Below are 26,382 nucleotides of genomic sequence, written 5' to 3' on the forward strand. Positions count from 1 at the left end.
TGGGAGGCAAGCCATTCTGGCTACGGAAGATGCTATCGGTTATATATTCGAAATAATGGCCCAAGTCAACCAAGATGCGCGCATCGAGTGGCCGAAAAATGATACCGTTGGGGATGACCGATATTGCCGGGCTGTCATCGTCCGGCACGTTACGGCCGGCTACTGCACCAACGGCGGGACGGATCCTTGCCGAAACCGCATAGAGTGCGTTCCTCGCAGGTGGTAACCGGACTCCGTCCCAAGGCGCCGGTTCGCGGCGGACGGACATCGGAGAACCCGGAAGGAGCACGTTCATGACCCTCCCCCGCCGCAGCTTCGGTCTCGGTCTTCTGCTGGCTGCCACGGCATCCCGTTCCGCGTGGGCGGCCTGGGACGATCCGGTCCTGACGGACATCGAGGGGCTGGAGGACATCCTGCCCGCCGTCGATTCCTACATCTACGGCTATCCGCTGGTGACCATGGAAATGACGCGGCGGGTGATGACCAACGTCGCGGCGCCGGAAGGCACGCACGCGCCGATGGGCCAGTTCATCCGCATGCGCGAGTATCCCAACGCCTCCTACCGCGACGTCACCGCCCCGAACGCCGATACGCTCTACACCACCGCCTTCATCGATGTCGGCCAGGAACCGTGGGTGCTCAGCATCCCGGACATGCAGGGCCGCTACTTCATGTTTCCGATGCTGGATAGCTGGACCAACGTCTTCCAGGTGCCGGGCACCCGCACCACCGGCACAGGCGCGCAGGCCTATGCGATCACCGGCCCGGGCTGGAGCGGCACGCTGCCGCCGGGCGTGGTGGAATACAAGTCACCCACCGCCATCGTCTGGATTCTCGGCCGCATCTACTGCACCGGTACGCCGGAGGATTATGCCGCGGTACATGCCCTGCAGGATGCCTGCCAGCTTGTGCCGCTGAGTGCCTATGGCAAGCCCTATACGCCGCCGCGCGGGAAGGTCGATCCGGCGATCGACATGAAGACGGCAGTGCGGGAACAGGTGAACCACCTGGACGCGGTCGCCTACTTCACGATGCTCGCGCAACTGTTGAAGGACAATCCGCCGCCGGCGGCCGACACGCCCATGCTGGTGACCCTGGCGAAGATCGGCATCGTGCCCGGCAAGGACTTCGACCCGTCCCGGTTCAACGTCGATTTTGCCCGGCGCGTTCCGCAACTCGGCTTCGACCGCATCATGCTGCACTACCGCTTCAGCGACGGCGACATTCAGTCCGTCAACGGCTGGAGCTATACGACGAAGACCGGACTGTACGGCACCGGCTATCTCCAGCGCGCCCTGGTGACAGTGATCGGGCTTGGCGCCAACCGGCCGCAGGATGCGGTCTATCCGTTCTCGAAGAAGGACGTGAACGGCGAGGCCTACAGCGGCGGGAAAAAATACGTGGTGCATTTCCCCAAGGGCGAGGCGCCGCCGGCCAAGGGGTTCTGGTCCATTACCATGTATGACGAGAAGTATTTCTTCGTCGCCAACCCGCTGAACCGCTATTCGATCAGCACGCGCCAGAACCCGGTGTTCAACGCCGACGGTTCGCTGGACCTCTACATCCAGCACACTTCGCCGGGTGCCGGCAAGGAAGCGAACTGGCTGCCGGCGCCGGAAGGCAAGTTCATCCTGATGATGCGGCTCTACTGGCCTGACCCGACCGCGCCGACAATCCTGGACGGTTCCTGGACGCCGCCGGCGGTAACGCTCCAGAGCTGAAACCGGCGCCGGCTGGCCTGCCGGCATGACCTGAACGCCCAGGGGGGCGAGGATCGCATGCGGCACGCTGCGAGGACGCCCGGCACGGCCACGACGGAAAGAATACAGCCGCGAACGCCTGTCCCTTACCTCCCTACCGCTCCGCCATCCATCCTGCCCCGATCCGCCGCGCCTCGGTCACCAGCGCGGCGGTCAGCGGGGTCAGCGGCTCGCGCTGCGGATAGACCAGGCCGATCGTCGGGGGCGGCACCGGATCGGTGATCGGGATCGCCCGGATCGAACCCGGCAGCCCCATCGTCTCAGCCAGCACCGCCGGCATGACGCTGGCCCAGCCGCCGGTGCGCACATGCGAAAACAGCAGCACCATCGAGTTCGACTGCAGCGTCGCCGCCGGTTCCGCCCCGGCGTCACGCAGCCGGCGGTCGATGATCCGGCGGTTCTGCATGTCCGGGGTCAGCAGGCACAGCGGCACCGTCGCCACCTCGGTCCACGTCACCTCCCGCCGCTCGCCCAGCGGCCGATCGGCGGCGATCAGAAGGGAGTAGCGCTCGTGATACAGCGGCACCGCGCGGGCGCGGCCCAGCGGTTCGTTGTCCACGTAGGTCACGCCGGCCTCGACCTCCAGGTTCTCCAGCATGGTCAGGATCTCGTAGGAGGTGCGCGACAGGATGGTGAACACCACCCGCGGATGCGCCGCGTGCAGCGGCGTGGTCAGAGCCGAAACGATCGGCAGCGCCGTCGGCACCGCGGCCAGGCGCAGATGCCCGGCCAGCCCGCGCTTCAACGCGCCGATCTCGTCGCGCATCGACCGGTAGTCGCCGACGATGCGCCGCGCCCAGTCCAACACGCGCAGCCCCTCGGGCGTGAAGCCGATGAACCGCGACTGGCGCTGCACCAGCAGCACGCCCAGCCCTTCCTCCAGGCTTTTCAGCCCCGCCGACAATGTCGGCTGAGTCACGCCGCAGGCATCCGCTGCGCGCCCGAAATGCTGCTCCCGCGCCAGCGCCAGCAGCATGTCGAGCTTGTCGATCATTCTTCTCCCTCGCGCTTCGAAACGAACACCCGGCGGCTGCGGAACGAGATCCAGACCCGCCGGCCGTGCAGGAACGACTCGCCAATCAGGGCGTCGCCGAAGCCGGCATCGGCCAGTTGCACGGCCAGCACCGGGGCGGCCTGGGTCGTCGGGCCGATGCGCAGTTCCTTGAAGTGGTGCAGATAGGCGACCGCCTCCACCGGACCGATGCCGCGATTCCGGACGGTTGTATCATTGGCCATGACCTGCGCATCCAGCCCTAGCCGGCGGGCCATGTCCAGGCCGATCAGGTTCTGGCCGGCGCCGGTGTCGAGGATCGCCATGCCGGCGGTGCCGTCAAGCTGGAACGGCAGCAGCAGGCGGTCCTTGCGGACGCCGACGCCGGTGATTTCCATCGCCGGCTGCGTCCAGGGCGGGGCGGCTTCGGGGCACTGGCGCGGGCGGTACAGCGTCAACTGGCCGCCGGGCACGTCGATATCCATGTCGAAGGCCAGCAGGATGTCGGCGCCCAGCAGCCCGTCCGCGTCCAGCCCATGCTTGTTTTGCAGGTTGAAGTTGCCGACGGCGATGCGGTCGACCGGGAAATGCACGCCGCCGATGACGAGGCGTTTCACGATCACGTCGTTGGTGACGGTCGGGCCGCCGATGCCCACGGCGCGGGTCTGGTGCAGCAGGTCATGCGGCAGCCCCAGCCGCTCGGCCACGGTATTGCTGATCGTCGTGCGCTCCGCGCCGCTGTCCACCACCAGCCTGACCCATTGGCCGTTGATCCCGGCAGGAACCACCAGCAGGTGATCCTGCACCTCCAGCGGCATCCGCGCGACCATGGCCAGGCTGCAATCGGTGGCCGGTGCGGCGCAGCGCGCGAGCGCCATCAGCAGGACAAGGGCAAGCAATCGGGGCAGCGGCATCGGGATCATATCCTCGGTCACGACTCATATCGATCCGATAACGTATCATCTTCCCGGCCACGGCGCGACCGAGGCGATGCCGGAAGCGCGTGTCAGTATGATGTCGCACCGTCTGCCCGGGTTCGTACCGCGATTTCCACCCGCTTTTCCAGGATTTTTATCGAGGCCGCAAGGTCGGCTGTCTCCGGCCCACGCTGCATCCGTCCCGGGCGCGCATGATGACATGGCTCGCGCCCTGTCGCAGAGTGGCCGGGTCCTGACCAAAAGGAGGAAACAGAATGGGCATGCTGGATGGCAAGGTCGCGGTGGTCACCGGGGCCGGCGGCGGGATCGGCCGGGCGAGCGCGATCGTGCTGGCGGCGAACGGCGCCAAGGTGGTCGTGAACGATGTCGGCGCGACGGTGACCGGCGAGGGCCAGGATGCCGGCCCGGCACAGCGGGTGGTGCAGGAGATCACCCAGGCCCACGGCGCCGGCCGCGCGGTGGCCAACAGCGGCAGCGTCGCCAGCTGGGAGGACGCCCAGCGCATGGTGCAGGACGCGATCGATAATTTCGGCCGCATCGACATGGTGGTGAACAATGCCGGCATCCTGCGCGACCGCATGTTCCATTACATGTCGATCGAGGAATGGGACGCCGTCATCAAGGTGCACCTGTACGGCGCGTTCTACGTCTCGCGCGCCGCGATCCCGCATTTCCGCAAGCAGGAGAGTGGGTCTTTTGTCCACATCACCTCGACCTCGGGCCTGATCGGCAGCGTCGGGCAGGTGAACTATGGCGCGGCGAAGATGGGCATCGCCGGGCTGTCACGGAATATTGCAATGGATATGCAACGGTACAAGGTGCGGTCGAACTGCATCGGGCCGCACGCGTTCAGCCGCATGATCGAGACGGTGCCGGGCCAGACCGAGGAGCAACTGAAGGCGCGGGCCGAGAAGACGCGGCCGGACCATATCGCGCAGCTGATCGCGTTCCTCGGCACCGATGCGGCGGCGGGCGTGTCGGGGCAGATTTTCGGTGTGCGCGGCAATGAAGTCTATCTGTACAACCAGCCGCGGCCGATACGGATCATGGCGCGGAGCGACGGCTGGACGCCGGAGAAGCTGGCCGAGCACTGGCTGCCGGCGGTGAAGAACAGCCTGACGCCACTGGAACGGACCCGCGACGTGTATCCGTGGGATCCGGTCTGACACAGCGCCGGTTGTCGTGCAGCGGTCCCTGACCCCTCGTCATGGCCGGGCGTGTCCCGGCCATCTGCGCTGCAACGGCGGGGGGTGGATGGCCGGGACTATCGCCCGGCCATGACGAGGAAGTAACGGCCGCCGGACATCTTCCCGCGATCGCCGCCGTTCCGGTCCAGACACAAGCAAGGATGATACCCGCATGACATCCCGACTCCGCGGCGCCGACATCGTGACGCGAACCCTGGAACGCGCCGGCCACACCGACATCTTCACCCTGTCGGGCAACCACATCATGTCGCTGTTCGACGCGGCGCTGGAGACGAAACTGCGGCTGATGCACGTCCGGCACGAGGCCGCTGCCGTGCACATGGCGGATGCGTATGGACGGCTGACCGGACGCCCGGGCATCGCCTGGGTCACCGGCGGCCCCGGCCATGCCAATGCCGTCGGCGCGCTGTTCACCGCGTTGGGGCAGGAAAGCCCGATGGTGCTGATCTCCGGCCATACCGAGACCGACCAGCTTGGCCGCGGCGGCTTCCAGGAACTGCGCCAGGTTGACATGGCCGCGCCGGTGACGAAGGCGGCGTGGATGGCCACCGATACCACCCGCGTCGGCCTGGACGTGGCGAAGGCGATCCGGCTGGCGACAACGGGACGGCCGGGGCCGGTGCATCTCAGCCTGCCCTCGGACGTGCTGGACGCAACGGTTGCCGCGGACGCCGTGATCTGGCCTGAAGAAACGGATTTCGCCGCGGCGCCGGCACCGCTGGCCGAGGCCGCCGCCGATGCCGTGCTGGCGCTGCTGGCGACGGCGCAGCGGCCGCTGGTCATCGGCACGCCGGGGCTGGCGACGCGGCCCGGCCGGGCGTTGCTGCGGCGGATTGAAACCACCTTGTCGATCCCGGCTGTCATCAGCGAGAGCCCGCGCGCCTTCAACGACGCCAGCCTGGGCGCCTATGCGGACGTGGCGAAGCGCGCCGACATGGTGCTGCTACTGGGCAAGGCGCTGGACTTTACCCTGAAGTTCGGCGGCGCGCCGTTCCCGGCCGAATGCCGTTTCGTCGCCGTCGATCCGGACGGCGCGATCCTGGATCGCGCGGCATGGTCGCGCGGCCTGGCATTCGGCTGTGTCGCCGATACTTGGCCCGCCGCCGAAATGTTGCTGGCGCGCGGCGCCGGGCGCGGCCTTGGCGATGCGGCCTGGCTGGCCGAGGCCCGGTCGTGCCTCGACGATCGCCCGGCGGAATGGGCGGACCTGGCATCGCCGGGGAAGTTGCATCCGGCACAGGTTTTCCGCGCGCTGCAGCCGATGCTCGACCGCCATCCGGACAGCATCCTGGTCGCCGACGGCGGCGAGTTCGCGCAGTGGGGGCAAAGTATCCTGCGCAACGACCGCCGCATAATCAACGGCGTCGCTGGGTCCATCGGCTCCTCGCTGCCGATGGCCGCAGGCGCGCGGGTGGTGGAACGGGTGGCGCCGATTTTCGCCGTGCTGGGCGACGGCACCTTCGGCTTCCATATGGCGGAAATCGAAACGGCTGCGCGGCTGGGCCTGCCCTATGTCGCTATCGTTGGCAGCGATTGCCGCTGGAATGCCGAGCACAACCTGCAAGTCCGCGACTACGGCCCCAACCGCGCGCATGGCTGCGAACTGAGCGCGGCGCGGTATGACCTCGTCGCCACTGCCCTTGGCGGCCACGGCGAGTTCGTGACACGTGCGGACGAACTGTCCGGCGCGATCGAACGGTCACTGGCGAGCGCCACGCCGGCGGTGGTGAACGTCATGATTGAAAGCATCCCGTCCCCTGTCCTGCGGCGGAGCTGACCGATGCGCCTGGGTCGCATTTCCAGGCTGGGGAAACGTATCCGGGAGACTTGGTAATCCGCCGACGATTGACGCCTCCCTGGCCGCACTGCACCGTGCCGGACAACAACCGGAGGATCGCGATGGCCCGCCCGTTCGAAGGCATCCGCATCATCGACATCACCCACGTGCTCGCGGGCCCGTTCGCCGCCTACCAGCTTGCGCTGATGGGTGCCGACGTCATCAAGGTCGAGGATCCGAACGACCCCGACCAGAGCCGCGATTCCGGCACCGACAACGACCTGAACCATGCCGGCATGGGCACCGGGTTCCTGACCCAGGGTTCGAACAAGCGCGCCATCACGCTGAACCTCAAGACGGAACAGGGCCGCGCCATCCTGAAGAAGCTGGTCGCCACCGCCGACGTGCTGGTGGAGAATTACCGGCCCGGCGCGTTCGAGGCGCTCGGCCTGGGCTACGAACACCTGCGCGCGATCAATCCGACGCTGATCTATGCCTCGTTTTCCGCCTTCGGCCAGGGCGGGCCGAAGCGGGAGCGCACCGCCTACGACCACGTCATCCAGTCCACCTCCGGCATCATGGCGATGACGGGTACGCCGGATGCCAACCCGATCAAAATCGGCGCCCCGGCGATCGATTACGCTACCGGCACGATGGGCGCGTATGCCTTGTCGGCGGCGCTGTTCCAGCGCGAGCGCACCGGCCAGGGCCAGCGCATCGACATGGCGATGCTGGACGTGGCGATGATCCTGATGGCGAGCCACGTCACCGGCTACCTGCGCAACGGCACCCATCCGAAGCCGTCGGGCAACCGCACCGGCCATGCGACGTCGATGGCCTATCAAACCGCTGACGGCATCGTCATGCTCGGCGCCTCCAACCTGCGGCAGCAGAAGCGGTTGTGGACGGTGCTGGAGCGGCCCGACATGATCAAGCGCAGCAACGACGAACGCCATGCGGATCACGACCGGGAGGAGCAGGTGCTGGCGGCGATCATGCTGACCCGCACGGCCGCCGACTGGGAATCCTGGCTGCAGGACCGCCACGTTCCCGCCTCACGCGTGCGGACGATGCGGGAGGCGCTGGACGACCCGCAGCTTGCCTCGCGCGGCGTGCTGCATCGTTTCGACAGCGCGCCGGGCGTGGACGGGCCGTTCTCCGTCCCCGTCGCTGCCTTCACCTTCGCCCATGGCGGGCCCCATGCCGATCGGCCGCCGGCAAGGGTGGGGGAACATACGGATGAGGTGCTGGGGGAACTGGGCTACAGTGCGGAGCAGATCACGAAATTCCGCGTGAAACGAATTATTTGAACAGGATGGGAACAATGCAACTCGGACGCCTGGGGGCGTGGTACGCGCCCGACAAGCTCAACGGCCCGGCGCAGATCGCCGCCCTCGTCAAGACTGTGGAGTCGCTGGGATACGATACGCTGTGGTATCCTGAAGCGCGCGGCTATGAGTCATTCTCCGTCGCCGGATTCATGCTGTCGCAGACGTCGAAGCTGAAGCTCGGCAGTTCCATCGCCTCGATCTACGCGCGCGATGCGTTCACCGCGCGGCGGGGCATGATCAGCCTGAACGACCTGTATGGCGGCCGCTTCATCCTGGGCCTGGGCGTCAGCCACGTGCCGATGGTCGAAGGCCTGCGCGGCCACACCTACGAAAAGCCGGTGCCGGCGATGCGGCGCTACCTGGAGGGCATCGTCAAGGGTGACGCCAAGGCGGCGGAATTTCCGGTCTGCATCGCCGCCCTGCGGCCGCTGATGCTGAAGTTGGCGGCGCAGATGGCCCACGGGGCGCTGCCGTACAACACCATCCCCCGGCACACCGCCGAGGCGGCGAAGATCCTCGGCCCCGGCAAGTGGCTGGCGGTCGAGCAGAAAGTGACGATCGAAACCGATCCGCTGCGGGCGCGGGCGCTGGGGCGCGAGGAACTGTCCCGCTACATGGTGCTGGACAACTACCGCAACGCCTGGCTGGGCATGGGCTTCACCGAGGCGGACCTGGCGAACGGCGGCTCGGATGCCTTCATCGACCAGATGGTGCTGTGGGGCTCGGCCGATCAGGTGAAGGCGAAGCTGAAGGCGCATTTCGATGCCGGCGCGACGCATGTGGCGATCCAGCCGGTGCATCCGGTTGGCGACACCGCGGCGCGGGATGCGATCCTGAAGGCGCTGGCGGATACCTAGACCCCGACGCACCCTATGACAGAAGGAAACCCGCCGATGTTGGACAAGGCCTATCCCGTGACGCATAGCGACGCCGAGTGGCGCCGCCTCCTGACTCCCGAGCAGTACTACGTGATGCGCGGCCACGGCACCGAGATGCCCGGAAGCTGCGCCCTGCTGCATGAGAAGCGCCCCGGCCGCTTCACCTGCGCCGGCTGCGGCCAGCCATTGTTCGAATCGAAACTGAAATTCGAGAGCGGCACCGGCTGGCCAAGCTTCAACGATCCGGTCGAGGGCGCGGTGGAGACCTCGGTGGACCGCAGCCACGGCATGATCCGCACCGAGGTGCATTGCGCCACCTGCGGCAGCCATCTCGGCCACGTCTTCAACGACGGGCCGCCGCCCACGGGCCTGCGCTACTGCATCAACGGCGTGGCGATGAACTTCAAGGCGGAGTGACGCCGATCGGCGGCCGGGTCCGTTGCTTGTCCGTCATGGCCGGGCGTGTCCTCGTGCGTATCAGGATAAGCGAACTGGCAGAGCAAGAGCTTCGCCCTCACCGTCATGGCCGGGACACGCCCGGCCATGACGGTGAGGCAATGGACCGGGCGCCCAATCCTTCTCCAGCCGTCGTCTTATCCTGACACGCGCGGCCACGACGGCGAGGAAACGGACCCGCTACGCCGCCATGACGACGCAGTCCCGGCCGTTCCGCTTCGCGGTATAAAGCGCCGTGTCGGCCCGATGAACCAGGTTTTCGATGCTCTCGCCCTGGCCGATGGCGCCGCCGATGCTGACAGTCATCCTGATCACGCCGTTCCGGGTCGGGACGCTGGCATGGCGGATCGCTTCGCGCAGGCGCTCGGCTGTGGCGGTCGCCTGATCGAGGTCGGTGCTGGGCAGCAGAACCAGGAACTCCTCGCCGCCCCAGCGGACGACGGGTTGCGTCTCCGCCAGCGTCGCCTTGCAGGCATTGACAAGCGCGCACAGCGCCCGGTCGCCGGCCTCATGCGAGTAGCGGTCATTGATCGATTTGAAATGATCGATATCCAGCAGCAGAATTCCCGGGCGCTGACCGCCGGTCACGGACTCGTCCAGCGCCTTGACGATGCAGCTTTCGCCGTAGCGCCGGTTGAAGGCGCCGGTCAACGGATCGGTGGTGGCGAAACGACGCAGCTCGTCCTCGACGCGCTTGCGCTCGGTCATGTCGCGTGACACGACAACGAACCCACGCAACGCCTTTTCGCCGTCAGGCAGGATAGTGATCACCGAGTTCGCCCAGAACCGCGAGCCATCGCGGCGGAGGCACCAGCCCTCGGTTTCAACCGAACCGTTCTGCCGGGCCCTGGACAGCAGCACGGCAGGCAGCCGATCCTGCCGGTCTTCCGCAACGAAAAACATGTCCAGCGAGCGGCCCAGCACGTCCTCGGGACGCCACCCGCCGAATTGCGCGAGCGACTGGTTCCACTCGTCGATGATGCCGTCGAGGCTGACGGTGTAGATCGCGTATTCCCGCACATTGGCGAAAATTGCCCGGAAGCGCTCCTGGTCCCGCTGCAGTTGCTGCTCCCGCTCGTCCAGCGCGGTCACGTCCTCCAGCACGGCCATATGCAGGTCGCCGTGGATGCGGCGCACGGTCAGCGCCAGCACGAACCGGCGCCCGCCGGCGGTGACGGCGCAACGGCTGTGGTCCACAATCGGCCCTTCGGACTCGGGGAATTCACGCACCTGCCGGGCCAGGTCCGGCACGAGCGGCGCCAGCGCGGCATAGGCGTTGGACAAATCGCCCGCAGGGTTCAGCGGCACCAGCAACTGCGCGGCCAGCGGGCTGACCAGCTCGATCGCCCCGTTCGACTGGAACTGCAACAGCCCGACCGGCGCGACGTAGAGAAACTGAGTCAGTACCTCGAGAGACTCGCGGGTTTGATCAGCATTCACCAGGCATCCGCCTCTCGACGATCAGGTACATGCGCCGCGCGTCAGGCCGCTTGAGCAGGCGCAGCCGCACCGGCGTCGGCGCCATGCGCAGCGTGAACACGTAGCCGATGGTGGCGTCGAGCTCGGCCTCCTGAACGAAGCGCTCGGCGACCATGTAGTTGTTGGTGCAGGGCGCGACAGAGGAAAAGAAATGGCGCCCGATGACCCGTTCGGGACGCAGACCCGCAATGGTGGACTCCGCCTTGTTGTAGGCAACGACGATCCCGTCAGGCGCCATCGCGACGACGCCGAACGGAAGCGTGTCGAGATCCTGGTCCGACGCGGTTTCCAGCCACGCGATCAGCCCGGGATCTGCAAACGCCGGTTGTGATGTCATGACATGAACCTGCCTGAACGGAAACCTGGAAATCGCTGCCAGGAACAAGCTCTATGTCACTCTGGAACGAATTTCATCCGCCGTTTCAATGCAATTTGTAACGAAAGATGCAGCAACCCGCCGACACCGCCGCTCACATCATGACGTATTCCGGACAGCGGCCCGGCGCAGGGGCGGTTTCCCCCGGCTGCCTGGCCGCCAATCGCCTGCCTACACGCTCAGGGTCCGGCGCATGAAGGCGGTGCGGGCCTGCGCGCCCGCCATCAGGAAGGCGGCATCCTGGCCCGAGAGCACGAAGCGGGCGCCCATCTCAATGTAGCGCGGCATGATCGCCTCGTTGTAGATGCCCGCCATGCCGGGGAATTTTCCATGCCTGCGGCAGGCGGCGATCATCGTCCGATACGCCTCGGCCAGGCGGTCATGGCCGAAATCGCCGGGGATGCCCATCTCGGCGCACAAATCGTTGGAGCCGATCAGCAGCACGTCGATGCCGGGGACGGCGGCGATCTCGTCGGCGTTGGCGATCGCCGCCGGCGTTTCCAGCATCACCACCGTCAGGTTGGCGGCGTTCAGCGCCGTCACCGCGTCGCCGGTGGCGAGCTTGCCCAACTGGTAGTGCGGCCCCCAGCCGCCGACCGAGCGGTGGCCGACGGGCGGGTATTTCAGTTTTTCAACGACTTCCCGCGCCTCGGCGGCGGTGTCGACGTGCGGCATGACGATGCCCAGCGCGCCGTTGTCCAGCGCCCGGGTGGCAATCGCATACTGCCCGTTCGGCACGCGGGCGATCGGCGTGATGCCGGCATCCAGCGCCGCGGCCGAGATCTGCGCGCAGGCGTCCAGCGACATGGTGCCGTGCTCCATGTCGAGGAACAGCCAGTCGAAGCCGGCGACGGCCATCATTTTCGCGATCTCGACGCTGCGCGTGGTGCGGATGCCGACGCCGAGCGACAGGTGGCCCTGTTCCAGCTTCTCGCGGGCGACGTTGCGGACGGGGGTCATGCGGCGGCCTCCTTTACTGTGCCAGCGCCGGTTCGGGGCGGGCGAAGAAGCGGGTCTTCATGCCCTTCTGGTTTTCGTACAAGGAGCCTTGCAGCGTGGCCGGCGGCAGCGGCAGGCGCACCGGCGCGGGGGCGAGGCGCGGCTGCTTCGGCTCGCCCGCTACCATCAGCGCATCATACGCCGCGATCCCGGCGGGAAAGCCGAGCAGCGGCCAGGCGTCGGCGGCGCGGAACTGGAACAGCAGCAGGCGGCGGTCGCGGTCTGACACGTTGGGCGCCGAGCCGTGCACCGCGCGCACGTGGTGCACGGTGATCGAGCCCGCTTTGCCCAGCAGCGGAATCGCCTTGGCATAATCAACGTCGTTGCGTGACGGGTCCATCGCGCCGCAGAACGTGCCATCGGCGTGGTGGTCGAAGATCGGCCCCCTGTGGCTGCCGGGGATGATCATCAGCGGGCCGTTCTCCATCGCCATGTCGTCGAACATCACGCCGACGGCGGCGAGGTTGTCGTTGGTGTGGGGATAGAACGCCCAGTCCTGGTGCCACTCGACCGGCGCGCCGAAGCCGGCGCACTTCATGTTCAGCTTGGCGGTGTCGAAGCGGATGTCCGGCCCCCACAGCGCTTGCAGCACGGCAATGATCTTCGGATGCCGCACCAGCGCGGCATAGGCGGGATCGTGCAGGTGCGGCGCCTTGATGCGGCGGACGCGCGGGGCTTCGGGGGTGTGGCTGTCTTCCAGGTCGTAGATCTCGGTATGGCCGGACAGGCCGCGGGCGCGTTGCACGAAGCCGTCGGTGACGCCGCTCAGGGTGCGGACTTCCTCGGGCGACAGCACGTCAGGCACGACGATGGCGCCGATGTCGTTGTACTCCGCGATCTGCGCTTGGGTCAGCATTGGTTTCCTCCGTTCCTTTGCCGGGGAGGCTACACCGGTGGGGCATGGGGGTCGAGGCGGGCGGCTGTCACCTGGATCGCGAACCAGGCCGATACGGAACCCCAACCGGCTGGTTCCGGCGCCCCGGCTATGGCAACATGCGGCGAACAGGTTATGCAGACGTCATTCGCTGGCTGTCATCGTCGCGGGCTTCGGCGAGGTAACCAATCCGGATTGCTTGCCTGGGACAAACCGCGATGATTGCGGCGTCACGCTGCATGAACCCGAAGAAAGGCTTTGAAAATGTTGAGCGCAAACCCCGATCATTATCTCGGCAAGGCCTGACCCCATGGATACGCCTGCCACCGGCAGATGCCGGCTCTACCTGATCACGCCGCCTGCCTTCGATCCCCAACCCTTCGCTGACCTGCTCGCCGCCGCTCTGGACGCCGGCGACGTGGCGGCGCTGCAGCTTCGCCTGAAGGGCGTGGACGACGACGCCTGGCGGCGCGCGATCGACGCGCTGCGGCCGGTGGCCCAGTCGCGCGCCGTGGCGTTCCTGCTGAACGACCGCGCCGACATGGCCCGCGCGGCCGGCTGCGACGGCGCCCATGTCGGCCAGGACGACATGCCGGCGAAGCAGGCGCGCAAGCTGCTCGGCCCCGACCTGACGCTGGGCGTCACCTGCCACGACAGCCGCGACCTGGCGATGCAGGCCGGCGAGGACGGCGCCGACTACGTCGCCTTCGGCGCGTTCTTTCCCACCGGCACCAAGGACGCCAAGGCGCGTGCCACGCCGGACATCCTGTCCTGGTGGTCGGAGATGATGGAGCTGCCCTGCTGCGCCATCGGCGGCATCACCGCGGACAACTGCGCGCCCCTGGTGCGGGCCGGCACCGACTTCCTGGCGGTGGTTGGTTCCGTGTGGAACCATCCCGATGGCCCGGCGGCCGGGGTGAAGGCGATGAACGCGGCGATTGCGGCGGCTGTTGCGGGCTGACCCGGCGGGGGGCACATCGCGCTGGCATGGCGTGACGGCCATGACGGTGAGGCAACGGACCAGGCACCAGCCATGACGATGAGGCAACGGACCAACCCCACCAAAGCCCCGTGACTTGACCTGGATCAATGCGGGCGTCCCGGTGCCCGTGACGTTGGTTCCATGACCATAACTGTGTCTCCCAGGCAAACCCGGCCGCCCGTCTTCCTCCCCCGCGCACCCACAGTGCCGATCGGCGTGCTGGCGCTGGCGGGGTTCGCGTCGGGGGCGGGGATGCGGCTGCTCGACCCGTTGCTGCCCATGGTTGCCGACAGCCTGCACGTGACGGTGGCCGGCACCTCGGCGCTGGTCGCCGGCTTCATGCTGTCCTATGGCCTCGGTCAGGTGGTGCTGGGGCCGCTCGGCGATCGGCTGGGCAAGCTGCGCGTGGTGGCCGTGGCGGTGACGCTGTATGGCCTGTTCGTAGCGGCCTGCGGCGGCGCCTCGGGGATGATGGCGCTGGTGGCGCTGCGGGCCACCTCCGGCCTGTTCGCCGGGGCCATCATTCCGCTGATCATGGCGCATCTCGGCGACGCCGTGCCCTACGCCGATCGGCAGGCGACGCTCGGGCGGTTCATGACCGGGATGGTGATGGCGCAAATGCTGACAGGGCCGATCGCCGGCATCGTCGGCAGCCATGGCGGATGGCGGATGGCGTTCGTGGTGCTGGGCGTGTTCGCCGTCGGCGTCGGCGCCACGCTGACGGCGCGGCTCGGCCGGGCGCTGTGGCGGGCAACGGCGGACCTGGGCCGTGGCGCGGTGCCCGGCCCGATTGCCTATCTGCGGCTGCTGCGGCGGCCGGTGGGCCAGTGGCTGCTGCTGTCGGCGTTCCTGGACGGGTTGTGCCTGTTCGGTGGCGCGTTTCCCTATGTCGGCGCCTTCATGATCGATGAATTCCACCTGAGCGCCACGGCGGCGGGCCTGATTGTCGCGGGCTTCGGCGTCGGATCGTTCGTCTATACGCGCTTCGCCCGTCCCCTGGTGCGGCGCTTCGGCGAGGGCAACCTGCTGCTGCTGGGCGGCCTGGGCGTCAGCGCCGGGCTGATTGGCCTGGCGCTGACGCCGGGCTGGGCCGTCGCGGCGGCGCTCCAGGCGCTGATGGGGCTGACGTTCTACATGTTCCACGGCGTATTGCAGGCGCGGGCGACCGAGGTCCTGCCCAAGGCCCGCGGCGCGGCGGTGTCGGCCTTCGCCCTGGCGCTGTTCCTGGGCCAGGCGGTGGGCGCACTGGCGTTCGGCGGCCTGCTGGCGGCGCACGGATATCGTTTCGGCTTCATGACGGCGGCGCTGGCCATGATCGCGGTGACAATTTTCTGCCGCTGGGGCCTCGGCGCCCTGGCACGCCGGGGCAGAATCGCCAGATAGGCGCTGCTATTCCGGACGTTGGCCACACCGTCCGGGAGCATGACGGAGGTGGGCATGGAGATCCGGATCATCCAGTTCCTCGCCATCATCCTGACCGCGCTGGCGCTGGTCCCGGGCGGCGCGCATGCGCTGGAACTGGCGCACAAGATGGCGCTCGACCGCGACCAGTACATGATGGTCCAGTCGATCTATCGCGGCTGGGCCTGGCTCGGCACGGTGTTCGTCGGCGCCCTGATGGCCAACGGGCTGCTGGCGGTGCGGACGCGGCGCCAGGCGACGCCGTCGGCCAGCGCGGCGCTGGCGACGGTGCTGATCGCGGTCGCGCTCGCGGTGTTCTTCACCTGGACCTATCCCGCCAACCAGGCCACCGGCAACTGGACCATCACGACAACAGACTGGACGACGCTGCGCGTGCAGTGGGAGTATTCGCACGCCGCCGCCGCGGCGCTGGTGTTTCTCGCGCTGTGCGCCACGACCGTTTCGGTGCTGACGTGGTCGCGCTTGCCACCCGCGCGCCCGGGCATACTATCGCCGCGATGAACGGAGGACGCCCGGGATGATAACGAAATTCGACAGCCTGTTCGCCGGCCATACGGATATCGAGAATATCGGCTATGGCGGCACACCGATCAATGAACGGCGGTATGACAACGCGCACCTGTCCACCGCCTTGTCGAAGGCGCAGGCGATCGCGCAATGCATGGACGATCTCGGCTACACCACGTTCTGGATGGCCGAGCACCATTTCCAGCGCGAGGGCACGGAATGCATCCCCAACGTGCTGATGATGGCGCTGCACCTGGCGCACGTGACGAAAAGCCTGAAGCTGGGCTGCGGCTTCAACATCGCGCCGATGTGGCACCCGCTGCGCCTGGCCGAGGACTACGCCATGGCCGACATCCTGTCGAACGGCCGGGTGGTGTTCGGCGTCGGCCGCGGCTATCACACGCGCGAGGTCGAAACGTTCGGCGCGCCGCTGATCGACCAGGCCGCCAACCGCGAACTGTTCGAGGAACAGGTCGACATCATCTTCAAGGCGTTCAACAGCGAATCCTTCAGCCACAAGGGCAAGCACTACACGCTGCCGCCCGAGGTGCCGTATCGCGGCTACACGCTGAAAGATCTGACGCTGGTGCCACGTCCCGCCCGCCTGCCGGTGGAGTGCTGGCAGCCGATCCAGGGTGGCTCGGAACGGGCGCTGGCGTTCATGGCGAAGCACGGCATCCAGGGCATGGTCGGCGGCGGCTCGGCCGAGGGCGGCGCAATGCACAACGTCGTCCTGAAATGGCAGGCGGAACATGCGAAGATCGGCAAGCACCTGGAACTGGGCGAGCGCCTGTGCTTCGGCTTCCATTTCTACATCGGCGAGAACAAGGAACAGTGTATCCGCGACGCTGCCAAATACTATGAAGAGAACATGAAGATGTTCGGCGAACTGCGGCTGAACCGGGCGCTGACCGACGAGCAGATCGACATCATGCGCGACCCGCTGCGCGCCCCGGCGGCGAAGCTGCCGCGGATCGAGGACGCGGTAGCCTCCGGCGGCTTCCTGACCGGTTCGGCGGACGAGATCGTCGAGCACCTGAAGAAGCTGGAAAAAGCCTATCCCGGCCTCGACCGGATCTCGATCAGCCCGTCGCTGGGCGTGCCGCAGGCGGTGATCCTGGAGCAGCTTGAACATTTCGCCAGGGACGTGATGCCGGCGTTCAGGGAATCGCGGCCCGAGGCCCGGAAACCCGCGATGGCGAAATAGTCCCCCGGCCGCGCGCGGCCACCACGATGGATGAAAATGGCAGTTGGATGAAAATGGCAGGCGCCGTTGCCCCACCGTCATGGCCGGGCGTGTCCCAGCCATCTGCGCTGCGACGGCGGGGGGTGGATGGCCGGGATACGCCCTACCGGATGCACAGATTCCGGAAACGATCCGCTGCCGCCGTGGCTCAATACTGTCATGGCTGGTGCCGGTTTCACCGACGGCAATCAAGCGAACACGGAGTTGCACGGTGTTGGCACGGAGTTCCGCAGAGAACGTTGATCATGCGCGTCGCGCGAAGCGGGTAAAATAATCGGACGCCGCCAAGGAGGCGATCATGATACGGTCGCCCCGGACGACTCTGCGCAACTCCGTGCGAACACCGTGCAACTCCGTGTTCGCTTGATTGCGGTGGCAGACCCGCCCCCGCCCCATCCCGGTCGGCACGACGCCCCACGCCAGATGCGTGCGCGGGGGCACGCCACCGTGACGCGGCCCTGCGCATCCTCGGCCAGTCGCCGGTCCGCCCAACGCGCATCGGCGCGGCGACAAGGCGGGACCCTTCCGGGGCATCGGGCGAGCGCCTGGCCCGGCGATTGTTTCCAGGATCTGTGCATGCGGTAGGGACACGCCCGGCCATGACGATGGGACGATGACCCTGCGGATCCGTATTTTCGAAGCAGGCGGCGGCGTTTCGCCACAGGTCGTCAGCCCGCCTTTTCGCCGCCTGCGAAGCCGCGATCAGGCGACGGCGCGGTCCACGGTATGCGCCAGCACGGTCTCCAGCCGTTTCGCGACGTCACCGGCCATCGCTGTCGGCGTGGCGGCGAAGCCGACGACCAGGCCGGCCATGCGCGGCGCCCCGACGTAATAGGCACGCAGCGGCGCCAGTGCCAGGTCACGGGCCGCGCCCGCCCGCACCACCGCGGCCTCATCGGCGCCATCGGGCAGGCGGAGCACCATGTGCAGGCCGCCGGGCGCGGCCAGCGGTTCGGCGCGGGTGACATGGCGCCGCATCGCTGCCAGCAGCGCCTCCCGGCGGCGGGCGTATTCGGTGCGCATGCGCCGGACGTGCGAGGCCAGCAGGCCCTGCCGCATGAACTCGGCCAGCGTCGCCTGGGTGAAGGCGTCGGTGCCGCGGTCGGTCAGGGTGCGCGCCCGCACGAAGGCGGCGACCAGCGGCGGCGGGACGATGGCGAAGCCGATGCGCAGGGCCGGCGCCAGCGTCTTGCTGAAGGTGCCGCAGTAGATCACCTGCCCGGCCGTGTCCAAAGTGGCCAGCGGCGGCAGCGGCCGGCCCTCCCAGCGGAATTCCGAGTCGCAGTCGTCCTCCAGCACGCAGGCGCCGGCCCGCCGCGCCCAGTCCAGCAGCGCCAGGCGCCGGCCAATCGGCAGGGCGCCGCCCAGCGGCGTGGCGTGGGAGGGGGCGACCAAGGCAAGACGGGCATGAGGCGCGGCCTCGGCCCCGGCGGCGACGTCCATGCCCTCGGCGTCGCTGGGCACCGGCACGGGCTGGGCGCCGGCGGCGAGCAGGGCGCCGCGGCCGGCGATGTAGCCGGGGTCCTCGACCCAGACCGGATCGCCCGGATCGACCAGCAGGTCCGCGGCGGTGCGCAGCGCCTGCTGGGTGCCGGCGGTGATGACGATGCAGCCGGGATCGGCCACCAGCCCGCGCGTCGCCGCCAGGCGCGCGGCGATCTGCTCGCGCAGGACATGTAGCCCCTGCGGCGGCGGATAGCCGGCCAGTTCGCCGGTCAGCAGCTTCAGCACCCGCGCGGCGCAGCGGGCCCAGGCCTGGGCCGGGAACAGGTCCGGGTCGGGCAAACCGCCGGCGAGCAGCAGCCCGAGCGACGGCGGGCGCACCGTGGCGGCTGCGGGAACCTCAGCGAGGCGGGCGCCACGCATCGAGAGGGCGATGGCGGCGCTGCGCGGCGGTTGGACAGGCAGAGGCGCCTGGTCGGGCAGGTCTGTGGCGACGTAGGTGCCGCTGCCGGTGCGGCCGCGGACATAGCCCTCGGCGGCCAGGCGCTCGTAGGCCAGCACCACGGTCTGGCGGGCGACCCCGAGCTCCCGCGCCAGCGCGCGCGACGGCGGCAGGCGGCCGCCGGCCTTCAACGTGCCGGTCAGGATGCTGTGGCGCAGATGGTCGAAGACGGCGCTTTGCCGGGTTTGGTCTGGTGAAAGCATAACGATGCCGTACCGCCAATTGGTCCAATTCGGACCCTATACCGGGCGGTATCCCGGCGGCAAGCGTACATGCCCAGGCGTACATGCCACGAGCGCGGCTTTGGGTGGCCAAGCTGCCCCAAGCCGCGCTATCGATTCTTCAAGGGGAAGCGGGGCTGTTAGAAGCCCTCACGCTCCAGCCGCTTGCGCTCCAGCTTACGGGCCCGGCGCACGGCTTCCGCGGCTTCGCGGGCGCGGCGCTCGGACGGCTTCTCATAATGCCGCCGAAGCTTCATTTCGCGGAAAATCCCCTCCCGCTGCATCTTCTTCTTGAGCGCCTTGAGCGCCTGGTCGACGTTGTTGTCACGCACGAGGACTTGCACTTGGCCGCCAACTCCTTTGCAGGGGCGCATCCGGGGATCGAATGCGCGGAAAGACCGGCGCCGGGGAATTCCGGCTCGGGGGTTGGCGCTATAACATGGCCTTCGGGACTTACAAGCCTATTTTATGGCGGCTGAACCACGGAGACTGCATGGCCATCCTGAAAATCGCCCGTATGGGCAACCCGGTGCTGGTGCGCAAATGCGATCCGGTGCCCGACCCGGGCGCGCCGGAGATCCGCCGGCTGGTCGCCGACATGATCGAAACCATGGAGGACGCGCCCGGCGTCGGCCTGGCCGCGCCGCAGGTGTACCAGCCGCTGCGGCTGTTCGTTTTCCGCGTCCCGGGCGGGCGCGCGACCGAGGACCCGGACGATACCGAACTCGGCAACACCGTGCTGATCAACCCAACTCTGGAGCTGATTGGCAAGGAGCAGGCGATGGGCTGGGAAGGCTGCCTGTCGATCCCCGACCTGCGCGGCGCCATCCCGCGCGCCCAGCGGGTGCGCTACCGCGGCGTCGATTGCGACGGAAACGTGATCGAACGCGAGGCAAGCGGTTTTCATGCGCGAATCGTACAACATGAATACGATCATCTCGATGGCATCCTATATACGATGCGGATGAAGGATTTCCGCTATTTCGGATTCTCCGAGGAACTCAACCGCGCCGCCATGGCGCAAGGAAGCTGACGCATGATCGCACCCCCCGAACGGATGCCGGAACGCGACGCGGCGATCGAGGCGATGCTGCCGCACGTGCCGTATGACGGCTGGACCAAACGCGCCCTGAAAGCCGGCATCCGCGACGCCGGCATGCCGGCAGACGAGGCCGACCTGCTGTTCCCCCTCGGCATCGTCGACATGATCGAGACCTTCGCCGATCTGGCCGATCGGCGGATGGAGGAGGCGGCGAAGGATTTGCTGGGCGGCAGCTTGCCGGAGCGGGTGAAAGGCGTGATCGCGCTGCGGCTGGAGCAGAACCGGCCGAACAAGGAGGCGATCCGCCGCGCCCTGGCGATCCTGTCGCTGCCGCGGAATGCGCGCGCCGCGGCGGCCTGTACGGCACGGACCGTGGATGCCATCCTGCATGCGGCGGGCGATCATTCGGCCGACTTCTCCTGGTACACCAAGCGGGCGATCCTGGCCGGGATCTACAGCGCGACCATCCTGTACTGGCTGCGCGACACGTCCGAGGACGACTCCGCGACGCTGGCCTTCGTGGACCGCCGCCTGTCCGGCCTCCGCCGCATCGGGCGGATCCGCCGCCGCGCCGAGGAGGTCCTGGACCGGATCCCCGGCGCGCGGCTGTTCCGGCCGTCGCGCGACGTTGGTGACACGGCGTGACGGACACTCTATCTGTGCGGCAATTCCGGCCGGTGGCCGATGACCATAGCGCAGGCCCATGACCGACACCCCGATCGAACGCATCCGCAATTTCTCCATCATCGCCCACATCGACCACGGCAAATCCACCCTGGCCGATCGGCTGATCCAGGTCACCGGCGCGCTGAGCGCACGGGAGATGACCTCGCAGGTCCTGGACAGCATGGAACTGGAGAAGGAACGCGGCATCACCATCAAGGCGCAGACCGTCCGGCTGAGCTACACGGCCAAGGACGGTCTGACCTATGAGCTGAACCTGATGGACACGCCCGGCCACGTTGACTTCGCCTATGAAGTCAGCCGCAGCCTCGCGGCGTGCGAGGGTAGCCTGCTGGTGGTGGACGCCAGCCAGGGGGTGGAGGCGCAGACCCTGGCCAACGTCTACCAGGCGATCGACGCCAACCACGAGATCGTGCCGATCCTGAACAAGATCGACCTGCCGGCGGCGGAGCCGGAGCGGGTGAAGCAGCAGATCGAGGACGTCATCGGCCTGGACACCTCCGACGCGGTAGAGATCAGCGCCAAGACGGGGCTGAACATCGAAGGCGTGCTGGAGGCGCTGGTGACCCGCCTGCCGGCGCCGAAGGGCAATGCTAACGCGCCGCTGAAGGCGTTGCTGGTGGATAGCTGGTACGACCAGTACCTGGGCGTGGTGATCCTGGTGCGGATCAAGGACGGGCGCCTGAAGCGCGGCCAGAAGATCCGCATGATGTCGACCGGCGCGGTGCACGCGGTGGAGCAGGTTGGAGTCTTCACGCCGAAGATGCTGCCGATGGACGACCTCGGCCCGGGGGAAATCGGCTTTATCACCGCCGCGATCAAGACCGTAGCGGACTGCAACGTCGGCGATACGATCACCGACGACCGCACGCCCGCAGCCGAGGCCCTGCCCGGGTTCAAGCCGTCGATCCCGGTGGTGTGGTGCGGGCTGTACCCGATCGACGCCGACGACTTCGAGAAACTGCGCGACAGCCTGGCCAAGCTGCGGCTGAACGACGCCAGCTTCCACTACGAGCCGGAGACTTCGGCGGCGCTGGGCTTCGGCTTCCGCTGCGGCTTCCTGGGCCTGCTGCACCTGGAGATCATCCAGGAGCGCCTGTCCCGCGAGTTCGACCTGGATCTGATCGCGACGGCGCCGTCGGTGGTGTACCACGTGTTCAAGACCAACGGCGAGATGCAGGAGCTGCACAACCCGGTGGACATGCCGGACGGCTCGGTCATCGACCATATCGAGGAGCCGTGGATCAAGGCGACGATCATGGTCCCGGACGACTACCTGGGCAGCGTGCTCAGCCTGTGCACCGAGCGGCGCGGCCAGCAGGTGGACCTGACCTATGTCGGCAACCGCGCCATGGTGGTGTACCGCATTCCGCTGAACGAGATCGTGTTCGACTTCTACGATCGGCTGAAATCCGTCTCCCGCGGCTATGCCAGTTTCGACTACACGCTGGACGGTTATGCCGAGAGCGACCTGGTGCGGATCTCCATCCTGGTGAACGGCGACCTGGTGGACGCGCTGTCGTTCATCGCGCATCGTGCGGCGGCAGAGACTCGCGGGCGGCAGATCTGCGGACGGCTGAAGGATTTGATCCCGAAGCAGCTGTTCAAGATCGCCATCCAGGCCGCCATCGGCAGCCGGGTGGTGGCGCGCGAGACGATCAGCGCGCTGTCGAAGGACGTGACCGCGAAGTGCTACGGCGGCGACATCACGCGCAAGCGGAAGCTGCTGGAGAAGCAGAAGGAAGGCAAGAAGCGGATGCGGCAATTCGGCAAGGTCGAGATCCCGCAGTCGGCGTTCCTCGCGGCGCTGAAGATGGATGCGTGAGTGGAAGCTATCATGAAGGACCCTCATAATGTGGTAGAATCTCATCCACTACCTGAAGTTGCATGGTCTGGATAGTAGAAGCAACATGACTCCTGCAAGAGACACGCAGATTACAAAGGTATTCATCTACGGTCGATGGCCGTTTAGTTCCGGACACTTGGATTTGCGTGCGTTTCTGTTTGCAAGGAGAGGGCAAACCCGATAATATCGCTGCAAATAGATCGAGTTCAAGATGGTATCTCTTGTCGAGGATGATCTGACATTTGAATGCGCTGTTGGTCGAGCAGACCAGATTCGCCGGGAGATTTCTCCAAACCTTGATCCGACTAAGCGCAGGGAACTGGGTCAGTTCCTGACACCGAGCGGTGTAGCGGCCTTCATGGCTGGCATGTTTGGGCAATTTCCGGATCACATTCGACTGCTCGATGCTGGTGCCGGCGTCGGTGCACTGACAGCTAGCTTCGTCCATGAAGCTTGCAGTCGCGTGAAGCGTCCTAGCACGATTGATGTGACTGCATTTGAAGTTGATCCGCTGCTTGCGGTACACCTAGAAACCACACTTCTTGCGTGTGCCGATGAATGTGCGGCGTGCGGCATCGAATTTTACTATCGAATTATGAATGATGACTATATCCTGCATTCTAGCGAACCTCTTCTGTCGGCGGCGCCGCAGTATAATTGCGCAATCATCAACCCGCCATATGGCAAGATAAACAGTAATTCAAAAGCGCGGACCGCGTTACGGCGGCTGGGTATCGAAACCAGCAATCTTTATACGGCCTTCATAGCATTGGCAATTGGCCAACTGATCCAGACTGGACAGCTTGTTGCTATCACGCCGCGCAGTTTCTGTAACGGGCGCTACTTCAGTTCATTTCGTAAGTCTATTATAACGCAGTCGGCCATACGTCAAATCCACGTTTACGAGTCGCGCAAGAGAGCTTTTGCCGATGACGACGTGCTGCAAGAAAACATCATCTATAGACTTGTAGTTGGTGAACCGCAGTCCACAACCGTCACCGTAACGTCGAACTCTGGTCCTCAGGATGCGGACATCAGGCTGCGCGAGGTGCCTTTTCCGGAAGTTGTCCAGCCAACCGATATACACTCCTACATACATCTTGCGCTATCTGATGCGGATGGGGCACTGGCGGAGCGTGTTCGAGCGATGCCTTGTTCCTTGCGCGATCTTCAGGTATCGGTCTCGACTGGGCGTGTCGTCGACTTTCGTGCACGCGAACATCTTTATATGAAGCCGCAACGTGACGCTGTACCTCTGATCTATGCTGAACATTTTGATCAAGGATTTATCGTTTGGCCGCGTCTAAACGGACGAAAGTACTGTGCTTTGGCTTTCAATGCGGCCACGTTTGGACTTCTAGTTCCACGCGGAACCTATGTGCTAACGAAAAGATTCAGCTCAAAGGAAGAAAAACGCCGTCTCGTCTCCGTCATCTACGATCCAATTCGAGTGGAAGCGGATTACGTGGGATTTGAGAACCACCTGAACTATTTCCATGAAAATGGGCAGGGCTTGCCAGCCACACTGGCCCGAGGCCTTGCATTGTTCCTGAATTCGACCGCTGTTGATCAATACTTCAGGCAATTCAGCGGGCATACCCAGGTCAACGCAACAGACCTTTGCAATCTACGCTATCCAACCAGGAAGCAGCTTATAAAGTTAGGCGATGTCTTTCAAAATATTTTTCCGCCACAAGATGAAATTGACGAGGCGGTGGAGACTTTGCTTAATTAAATCCTTTGATTAGGAAATGTTTTGATGGATCAGCATGAATCCATAGGTAGGTTCCTATTGCGATGTTCTGATGGGCGGCCTGACGTACGGCCGCTTGTCTCCACGTCCTATAAGTTGTCGTGAAATCAATGCCTGGTTTACCCGATCTTTGAGCGAGTCTCTGAAGTTGCGTGACTTTGTGTAGGTCAACTTCGCCATCGCTTGTCACCGCTTCGATCACCCACAGCTTGTCTGTCTCAGGGTTCCATAACAGCACATCCGGCATGGCATCCTCCAAACGAAGTTCAATGCCTGCATGCCTAAATCTGTCGCGGTCCGCGGCGCTAATTCGGTCGCCGTCACCATCATCAATGTAGACCACTTGATAGCCAGGGAGGAATCGCGCAGCATATACATCGATAGAAGCCCGAATCAAATTACTATGTCCGTTATCCACAAGCTTACGAGCAGCTTCTACAACCTGAGCCTGAAACTCCCGACGAACCCGAGCGGCATCCTGACTTGCCCACTCGGCCAGCATAGAGCGCCAGCGGTCCTGCGGCGCTTTAAGTATTTCCTTAAGACCCTCGTCAAGCTTGTAGCAGGAATTCCCTGATTTGGCACGGACGTGGCCAGCAACGAATTCCTTATTGACCAAAGTTACAGCCTGGATGCCGCCAAGTTCCCGCAACGGCTTAATCCAGTAGTCACGTCCCTCTCGATCCAGCTTGCCAACGGCACGTTGCAGAATCCCAACGTGACAGCCGAGGTGCGCCGTCGTCGCGCCGTCGCAGAAGCGGGCTCCGACGGGAGGCCTTGCGAACCAGCTGTCGCTTTGGTCGTCGAGGAGAGCAAAAACGGTGTCAACAAGGTCTGGAAGCTCACCGAGGTTAAGCGCTCCAAGAACCTGGCGGATTTTATCCTTCGTAACGCCCTGATACGCGAGGGGGACAACTGGCCTACCACTCTGTATCAATTCCTGCCGAATTTTAGCTACTCTGTCGTGCAGCGCCAACCGTGGATCTCCTGTTTGGTTCTGACGCTATAGCGGCACATCCTGTGATAGGCAATGCGATTGTATGCAGTTTAGGACAAGAAGCCATTTGAGGTCAGGACAATCAGGGTTACTCTGTGATTGCCCACGGGTCTGACGGCATGCCTGCCGGAGCGCCGTTTCGCGGCGGTGCAAAGTTTACCGCGGGTATGAGTGGGTTGTGGGGATGAGCTACGCCGGAATGGGGAGAGGCTGACCTCTGAACGTGAGCAAGATCGTTACTCTTGATCGGCTGAAATCCGTCTCCCGCGGCTATGCCAGTTTCGACTACACGCTGGACGGTTATGCCGAGAGCGACCTGGTGCGGATTTCCATCCTGGTGAACGGCGACCTGGTGGATGCCTTGTCGTTCATCGCGCATCGTGCGGCGGCAGAGACTCGCGGGCGGCAGATCTGCGGACGGCTGAAGGATTTGATCCCGAAGCAGCTGTTCAAGATCGCCATCCAGGCCGCCATCGGCAGCCGGGTGGTGGCGCGCGAGACGATCAGCGCGCTGTCGAAGGACGTGACCGCGAAGTGCTACGGCGGCGACATCACGCGCAAGCGGAAGCTGCTGGAGAAGCAGAAGGAAGGCAAGAAGCGGATGCGGCAATTCGGCAAGGTCGAGATCCCGCAGTCGGCGTTCCTCGCGGCGCTGAAGATGGATGCGTGA

23 protein-coding genes and 1 pseudogene are annotated in these 26,382 nt (G+C 65.7%); 15 read left to right on the forward strand and 9 right to left on the reverse strand.

What is annotated here, in order from left to right; genetic code table 11:
- The first annotated feature begins 293 nt into the window (after positions 1-293).
- Positions 294-1,721 (forward strand): DUF1254 domain-containing protein, encoded by a 1,428-nt coding sequence (locus CCS01_RS16640; RefSeq protein WP_104519902.1) that lies wholly within the window; start codon positions 294-296, stop codon positions 1,719-1,721.
- 133 nt (positions 1,722-1,854) lie between these two features.
- Here CCS01_RS16640 and CCS01_RS16645 read toward each other — a convergent pair whose 3' ends face one another.
- Both CCS01_RS16645 and CCS01_RS16650 read right to left on the reverse strand, forming a co-directional pair.
- Positions 1,855-2,754: a LysR family transcriptional regulator gene (locus CCS01_RS16645; RefSeq protein ID WP_104519903.1), complete on the reverse strand. Its 900-nt coding sequence runs from the start codon at positions 2,752-2,754 to the stop codon at positions 1,855-1,857.
- Positions 2,751-3,665 carry a retroviral-like aspartic protease family protein gene (locus tag CCS01_RS16650; RefSeq protein WP_158258446.1) on the reverse strand — a complete coding sequence of 305 codons (915 nt, stop codon included), beginning with the start codon at positions 3,663-3,665 and terminating at the stop codon, positions 2,751-2,753. The genes CCS01_RS16645 and CCS01_RS16650 overlap by 4 nt, the downstream gene beginning before the upstream one ends.
- A 278-nt stretch (positions 3,666-3,943) precedes the next feature.
- On the opposite strand from CCS01_RS16650, the gene CCS01_RS16655 reads away from it, so the two are divergent.
- The 5 genes from CCS01_RS16655 (at position 3,944) to msrB (ending at position 9,300) form a co-directional block, all read left to right on the forward strand.
- Positions 3,944-4,855 (forward strand): SDR family NAD(P)-dependent oxidoreductase, encoded by a 912-nt coding sequence (locus tag CCS01_RS16655; RefSeq protein WP_239992199.1) that lies wholly within the window; start codon positions 3,944-3,946, stop codon positions 4,853-4,855.
- A gap of 193 nt (positions 4,856-5,048) precedes the next feature.
- On the forward strand, positions 5,049-6,674 hold the full coding sequence (locus tag CCS01_RS16660) for a thiamine pyrophosphate-binding protein (protein ID WP_104519905.1): 1,626 nt from the start codon (positions 5,049-5,051) through the stop codon (positions 6,672-6,674).
- Between the two features lie 122 nt (positions 6,675-6,796).
- Entirely contained in the window at positions 6,797-7,984 is a 1,188-nt protein-coding gene (locus CCS01_RS16665) for a CaiB/BaiF CoA transferase family protein (protein ID WP_104519906.1), read from the forward strand.
- 14 nt (positions 7,985-7,998) lie between these two features.
- On the forward strand, positions 7,999-8,862 hold the full coding sequence (locus CCS01_RS16670) for a TIGR03620 family F420-dependent LLM class oxidoreductase (protein WP_158258447.1): 864 nt from the start codon (positions 7,999-8,001) through the stop codon (positions 8,860-8,862).
- A gap of 36 nt (positions 8,863-8,898) precedes the next feature.
- The gene (gene msrB / locus CCS01_RS16675) at positions 8,899-9,300 is read left to right on the forward strand and encodes a peptide-methionine (R)-S-oxide reductase MsrB (RefSeq protein ID WP_104519908.1); all 402 of its coding nucleotides are present in this window, start codon (positions 8,899-8,901) and stop codon (positions 9,298-9,300) included.
- A 219-nt stretch (positions 9,301-9,519) separates the two neighbouring features.
- Here msrB and CCS01_RS16680 read toward each other — a convergent pair whose 3' ends face one another.
- The 4 genes from CCS01_RS16680 to CCS01_RS16695 all read right to left on the reverse strand — a co-directional run bounded on the left by CCS01_RS16680 (position 9,520) and on the right by CCS01_RS16695 (position 13,049).
- Complete coding sequence (locus CCS01_RS16680) at positions 9,520-10,779, reverse strand: sensor domain-containing diguanylate cyclase (protein ID WP_104519909.1); 1,260 nt, start codon at positions 10,777-10,779, stop codon at positions 9,520-9,522.
- The gene (locus CCS01_RS16685) at positions 10,769-11,155 is read right to left on the reverse strand and encodes a PAS domain-containing protein (RefSeq protein WP_104519964.1); all 387 of its coding nucleotides are present in this window, start codon (positions 11,153-11,155) and stop codon (positions 10,769-10,771) included. The genes CCS01_RS16680 and CCS01_RS16685 overlap by 11 nt, the downstream gene beginning before the upstream one ends.
- Positions 11,156-11,365: 210 nt before the next feature.
- A complete protein-coding gene (locus CCS01_RS16690) occupies positions 11,366-12,154 on the reverse strand; it encodes an HpcH/HpaI aldolase family protein (protein WP_104519910.1) in 789 nt (262 codons plus the stop codon).
- Between the two features lie 13 nt (positions 12,155-12,167).
- On the reverse strand, positions 12,168-13,049 hold the full coding sequence (locus CCS01_RS16695) for a phytanoyl-CoA dioxygenase family protein (RefSeq protein ID WP_104519911.1): 882 nt from the start codon (positions 13,047-13,049) through the stop codon (positions 12,168-12,170).
- A gap of 328 nt (positions 13,050-13,377) precedes the next feature.
- Here CCS01_RS16695 and thiE point away from each other — a divergent pair, with 328 nt between their 5' ends.
- From thiE to CCS01_RS16715, 4 genes are all read left to right on the forward strand, one after another.
- Positions 13,378-14,028 carry a thiamine phosphate synthase gene (thiE, locus tag CCS01_RS16700; protein ID WP_104519912.1) on the forward strand — a complete coding sequence of 217 codons (651 nt, stop codon included), beginning with the start codon at positions 13,378-13,380 and terminating at the stop codon, positions 14,026-14,028.
- Between the two features lie 162 nt (positions 14,029-14,190).
- A complete protein-coding gene (locus tag CCS01_RS16705; protein WP_104519913.1) occupies positions 14,191-15,432 on the forward strand; it encodes an MFS transporter in 1,242 nt (413 codons plus the stop codon).
- A gap of 54 nt (positions 15,433-15,486) precedes the next feature.
- On the forward strand, positions 15,487-15,972 hold the full coding sequence (locus CCS01_RS16710) for a DUF1772 domain-containing protein (protein ID WP_104519914.1): 486 nt from the start codon (positions 15,487-15,489) through the stop codon (positions 15,970-15,972).
- 16 nt (positions 15,973-15,988) lie between these two features.
- Positions 15,989-17,185 (forward strand): LLM class flavin-dependent oxidoreductase, encoded by a 1,197-nt coding sequence (locus CCS01_RS16715; RefSeq protein ID WP_104519915.1) that lies wholly within the window; start codon positions 15,989-15,991, stop codon positions 17,183-17,185.
- Between the two features lie 741 nt (positions 17,186-17,926).
- On the opposite strand, the gene pdxR is transcribed toward CCS01_RS16715, so the two are convergent.
- Both pdxR and rpsU read right to left on the reverse strand, forming a co-directional pair.
- Positions 17,927-19,372, reverse strand: coding sequence for a MocR-like pyridoxine biosynthesis transcription factor PdxR (gene pdxR / locus CCS01_RS16720; protein ID WP_104519916.1), 1,446 nt, complete (start codon positions 19,370-19,372; stop codon positions 17,927-17,929).
- A gap of 158 nt (positions 19,373-19,530) precedes the next feature.
- Positions 19,531-19,734: a 30S ribosomal protein S21 gene (gene rpsU, locus CCS01_RS16725; RefSeq protein ID WP_048860545.1), complete on the reverse strand. Its 204-nt coding sequence runs from the start codon at positions 19,732-19,734 to the stop codon at positions 19,531-19,533.
- A gap of 149 nt (positions 19,735-19,883) precedes the next feature.
- Between rpsU and def the strand changes: the two genes are divergently transcribed.
- The 4 genes from def to CCS01_RS16745 all read left to right on the forward strand — a co-directional run bounded on the left by def (position 19,884) and on the right by CCS01_RS16745 (position 24,697).
- Complete coding sequence (gene def, locus CCS01_RS16730) at positions 19,884-20,423, forward strand: peptide deformylase (RefSeq protein WP_104519917.1); 540 nt, start codon at positions 19,884-19,886, stop codon at positions 20,421-20,423.
- Positions 20,424-20,426: 3 nt separating this feature from the next.
- A complete protein-coding gene (locus CCS01_RS16735; protein WP_104519918.1) occupies positions 20,427-21,077 on the forward strand; it encodes a COQ9 family protein in 651 nt (216 codons plus the stop codon).
- 58 nt (positions 21,078-21,135) lie between these two features.
- On the forward strand, positions 21,136-22,941 hold the full coding sequence (gene lepA / locus CCS01_RS16740; RefSeq protein WP_104519919.1) for a translation elongation factor 4: 1,806 nt from the start codon (positions 21,136-21,138) through the stop codon (positions 22,939-22,941).
- Positions 22,942-23,173: 232 nt separating this feature from the next.
- Positions 23,174-24,697: an Eco57I restriction-modification methylase domain-containing protein gene (locus tag CCS01_RS16745; protein ID WP_104519920.1), complete on the forward strand. Its 1,524-nt coding sequence runs from the start codon at positions 23,174-23,176 to the stop codon at positions 24,695-24,697.
- Here the strand turns inward: CCS01_RS16745 and CCS01_RS16750 are convergent.
- On the reverse strand, positions 24,690-25,691 hold the full coding sequence (locus CCS01_RS16750; protein ID WP_104519921.1) for a BsuBI/PstI family type II restriction endonuclease: 1,002 nt from the start codon (positions 25,689-25,691) through the stop codon (positions 24,690-24,692). The two genes, CCS01_RS16745 and CCS01_RS16750, sit on opposite strands and share 8 nt — an antisense overlap.
- A 262-nt stretch (positions 25,692-25,953) precedes the next feature.
- Here CCS01_RS16750 and CCS01_RS16755 point away from each other — a divergent pair.
- Positions 25,954-26,382 (forward strand): annotated as a pseudogene (locus CCS01_RS16755) (elongation factor 4); the annotation flags it as partial.

It is taken from the genome of Rhodopila globiformis (assembly GCF_002937115.1).
GTDB lineage: Bacteria > Pseudomonadota > Alphaproteobacteria > Acetobacterales > Acetobacteraceae > Rhodopila > Rhodopila globiformis.

Excerpts from the sequence above, each read along its gene's own strand:
- CCS01_RS16640 (WP_104519902.1), top strand. The coding sequence starts at position 294 with ATGACCCTCCCCCGCCGCAGCTTCGGTCTCGGTCTTCTGCTGGCTGCC.
- CCS01_RS16645 (WP_104519903.1), bottom strand. The coding sequence starts at position 2,754 with ATGATCGACAAGCTCGACATGCTGCTGGCGCTGGCGCGGGAGCAGCAT.
- CCS01_RS16650 (WP_158258446.1), bottom strand. The coding sequence starts at position 3,665 with ATGCCGCTGCCCCGATTGCTTGCCCTTGTCCTGCTGATGGCGCTCGCG.
- CCS01_RS16655 (WP_239992199.1), top strand. The coding sequence starts at position 3,944 with ATGGGCATGCTGGATGGCAAGGTCGCGGTGGTCACCGGGGCCGGCGGC.
- CCS01_RS16660 (WP_104519905.1), top strand. The coding sequence starts at position 5,049 with ATGACATCCCGACTCCGCGGCGCCGACATCGTGACGCGAACCCTGGAA.
- CCS01_RS16665 (WP_104519906.1), top strand. The coding sequence starts at position 6,797 with ATGGCCCGCCCGTTCGAAGGCATCCGCATCATCGACATCACCCACGTG.
- CCS01_RS16670 (WP_158258447.1), top strand. The coding sequence starts at position 7,999 with ATGCAACTCGGACGCCTGGGGGCGTGGTACGCGCCCGACAAGCTCAAC.
- msrB (WP_104519908.1), top strand. The coding sequence starts at position 8,899 with ATGTTGGACAAGGCCTATCCCGTGACGCATAGCGACGCCGAGTGGCGC.
- CCS01_RS16685 (WP_104519964.1), bottom strand. The coding sequence starts at position 11,155 with ATGACATCACAACCGGCGTTTGCAGATCCCGGGCTGATCGCGTGGCTG.
- CCS01_RS16690 (WP_104519910.1), bottom strand. The coding sequence starts at position 12,154 with ATGACCCCCGTCCGCAACGTCGCCCGCGAGAAGCTGGAACAGGGCCAC.
- CCS01_RS16695 (WP_104519911.1), bottom strand. The coding sequence starts at position 13,049 with ATGCTGACCCAAGCGCAGATCGCGGAGTACAACGACATCGGCGCCATC.
- thiE (WP_104519912.1), top strand. The coding sequence starts at position 13,378 with ATGGATACGCCTGCCACCGGCAGATGCCGGCTCTACCTGATCACGCCG.
- CCS01_RS16705 (WP_104519913.1), top strand. The coding sequence starts at position 14,191 with ATGACCATAACTGTGTCTCCCAGGCAAACCCGGCCGCCCGTCTTCCTC.
- CCS01_RS16710 (WP_104519914.1), top strand. The coding sequence starts at position 15,487 with ATGGAGATCCGGATCATCCAGTTCCTCGCCATCATCCTGACCGCGCTG.
- CCS01_RS16715 (WP_104519915.1), top strand. The coding sequence starts at position 15,989 with ATGATAACGAAATTCGACAGCCTGTTCGCCGGCCATACGGATATCGAG.
- pdxR (WP_104519916.1), bottom strand. The coding sequence starts at position 19,372 with ATGCTTTCACCAGACCAAACCCGGCAAAGCGCCGTCTTCGACCATCTG.
- def (WP_104519917.1), top strand. The coding sequence starts at position 19,884 with ATGGCCATCCTGAAAATCGCCCGTATGGGCAACCCGGTGCTGGTGCGC.
- CCS01_RS16735 (WP_104519918.1), top strand. The coding sequence starts at position 20,427 with ATGATCGCACCCCCCGAACGGATGCCGGAACGCGACGCGGCGATCGAG.
- lepA (WP_104519919.1), top strand. The coding sequence starts at position 21,136 with ATGACCGACACCCCGATCGAACGCATCCGCAATTTCTCCATCATCGCC.
- CCS01_RS16745 (WP_104519920.1), top strand. The coding sequence starts at position 23,174 with ATGGTATCTCTTGTCGAGGATGATCTGACATTTGAATGCGCTGTTGGT.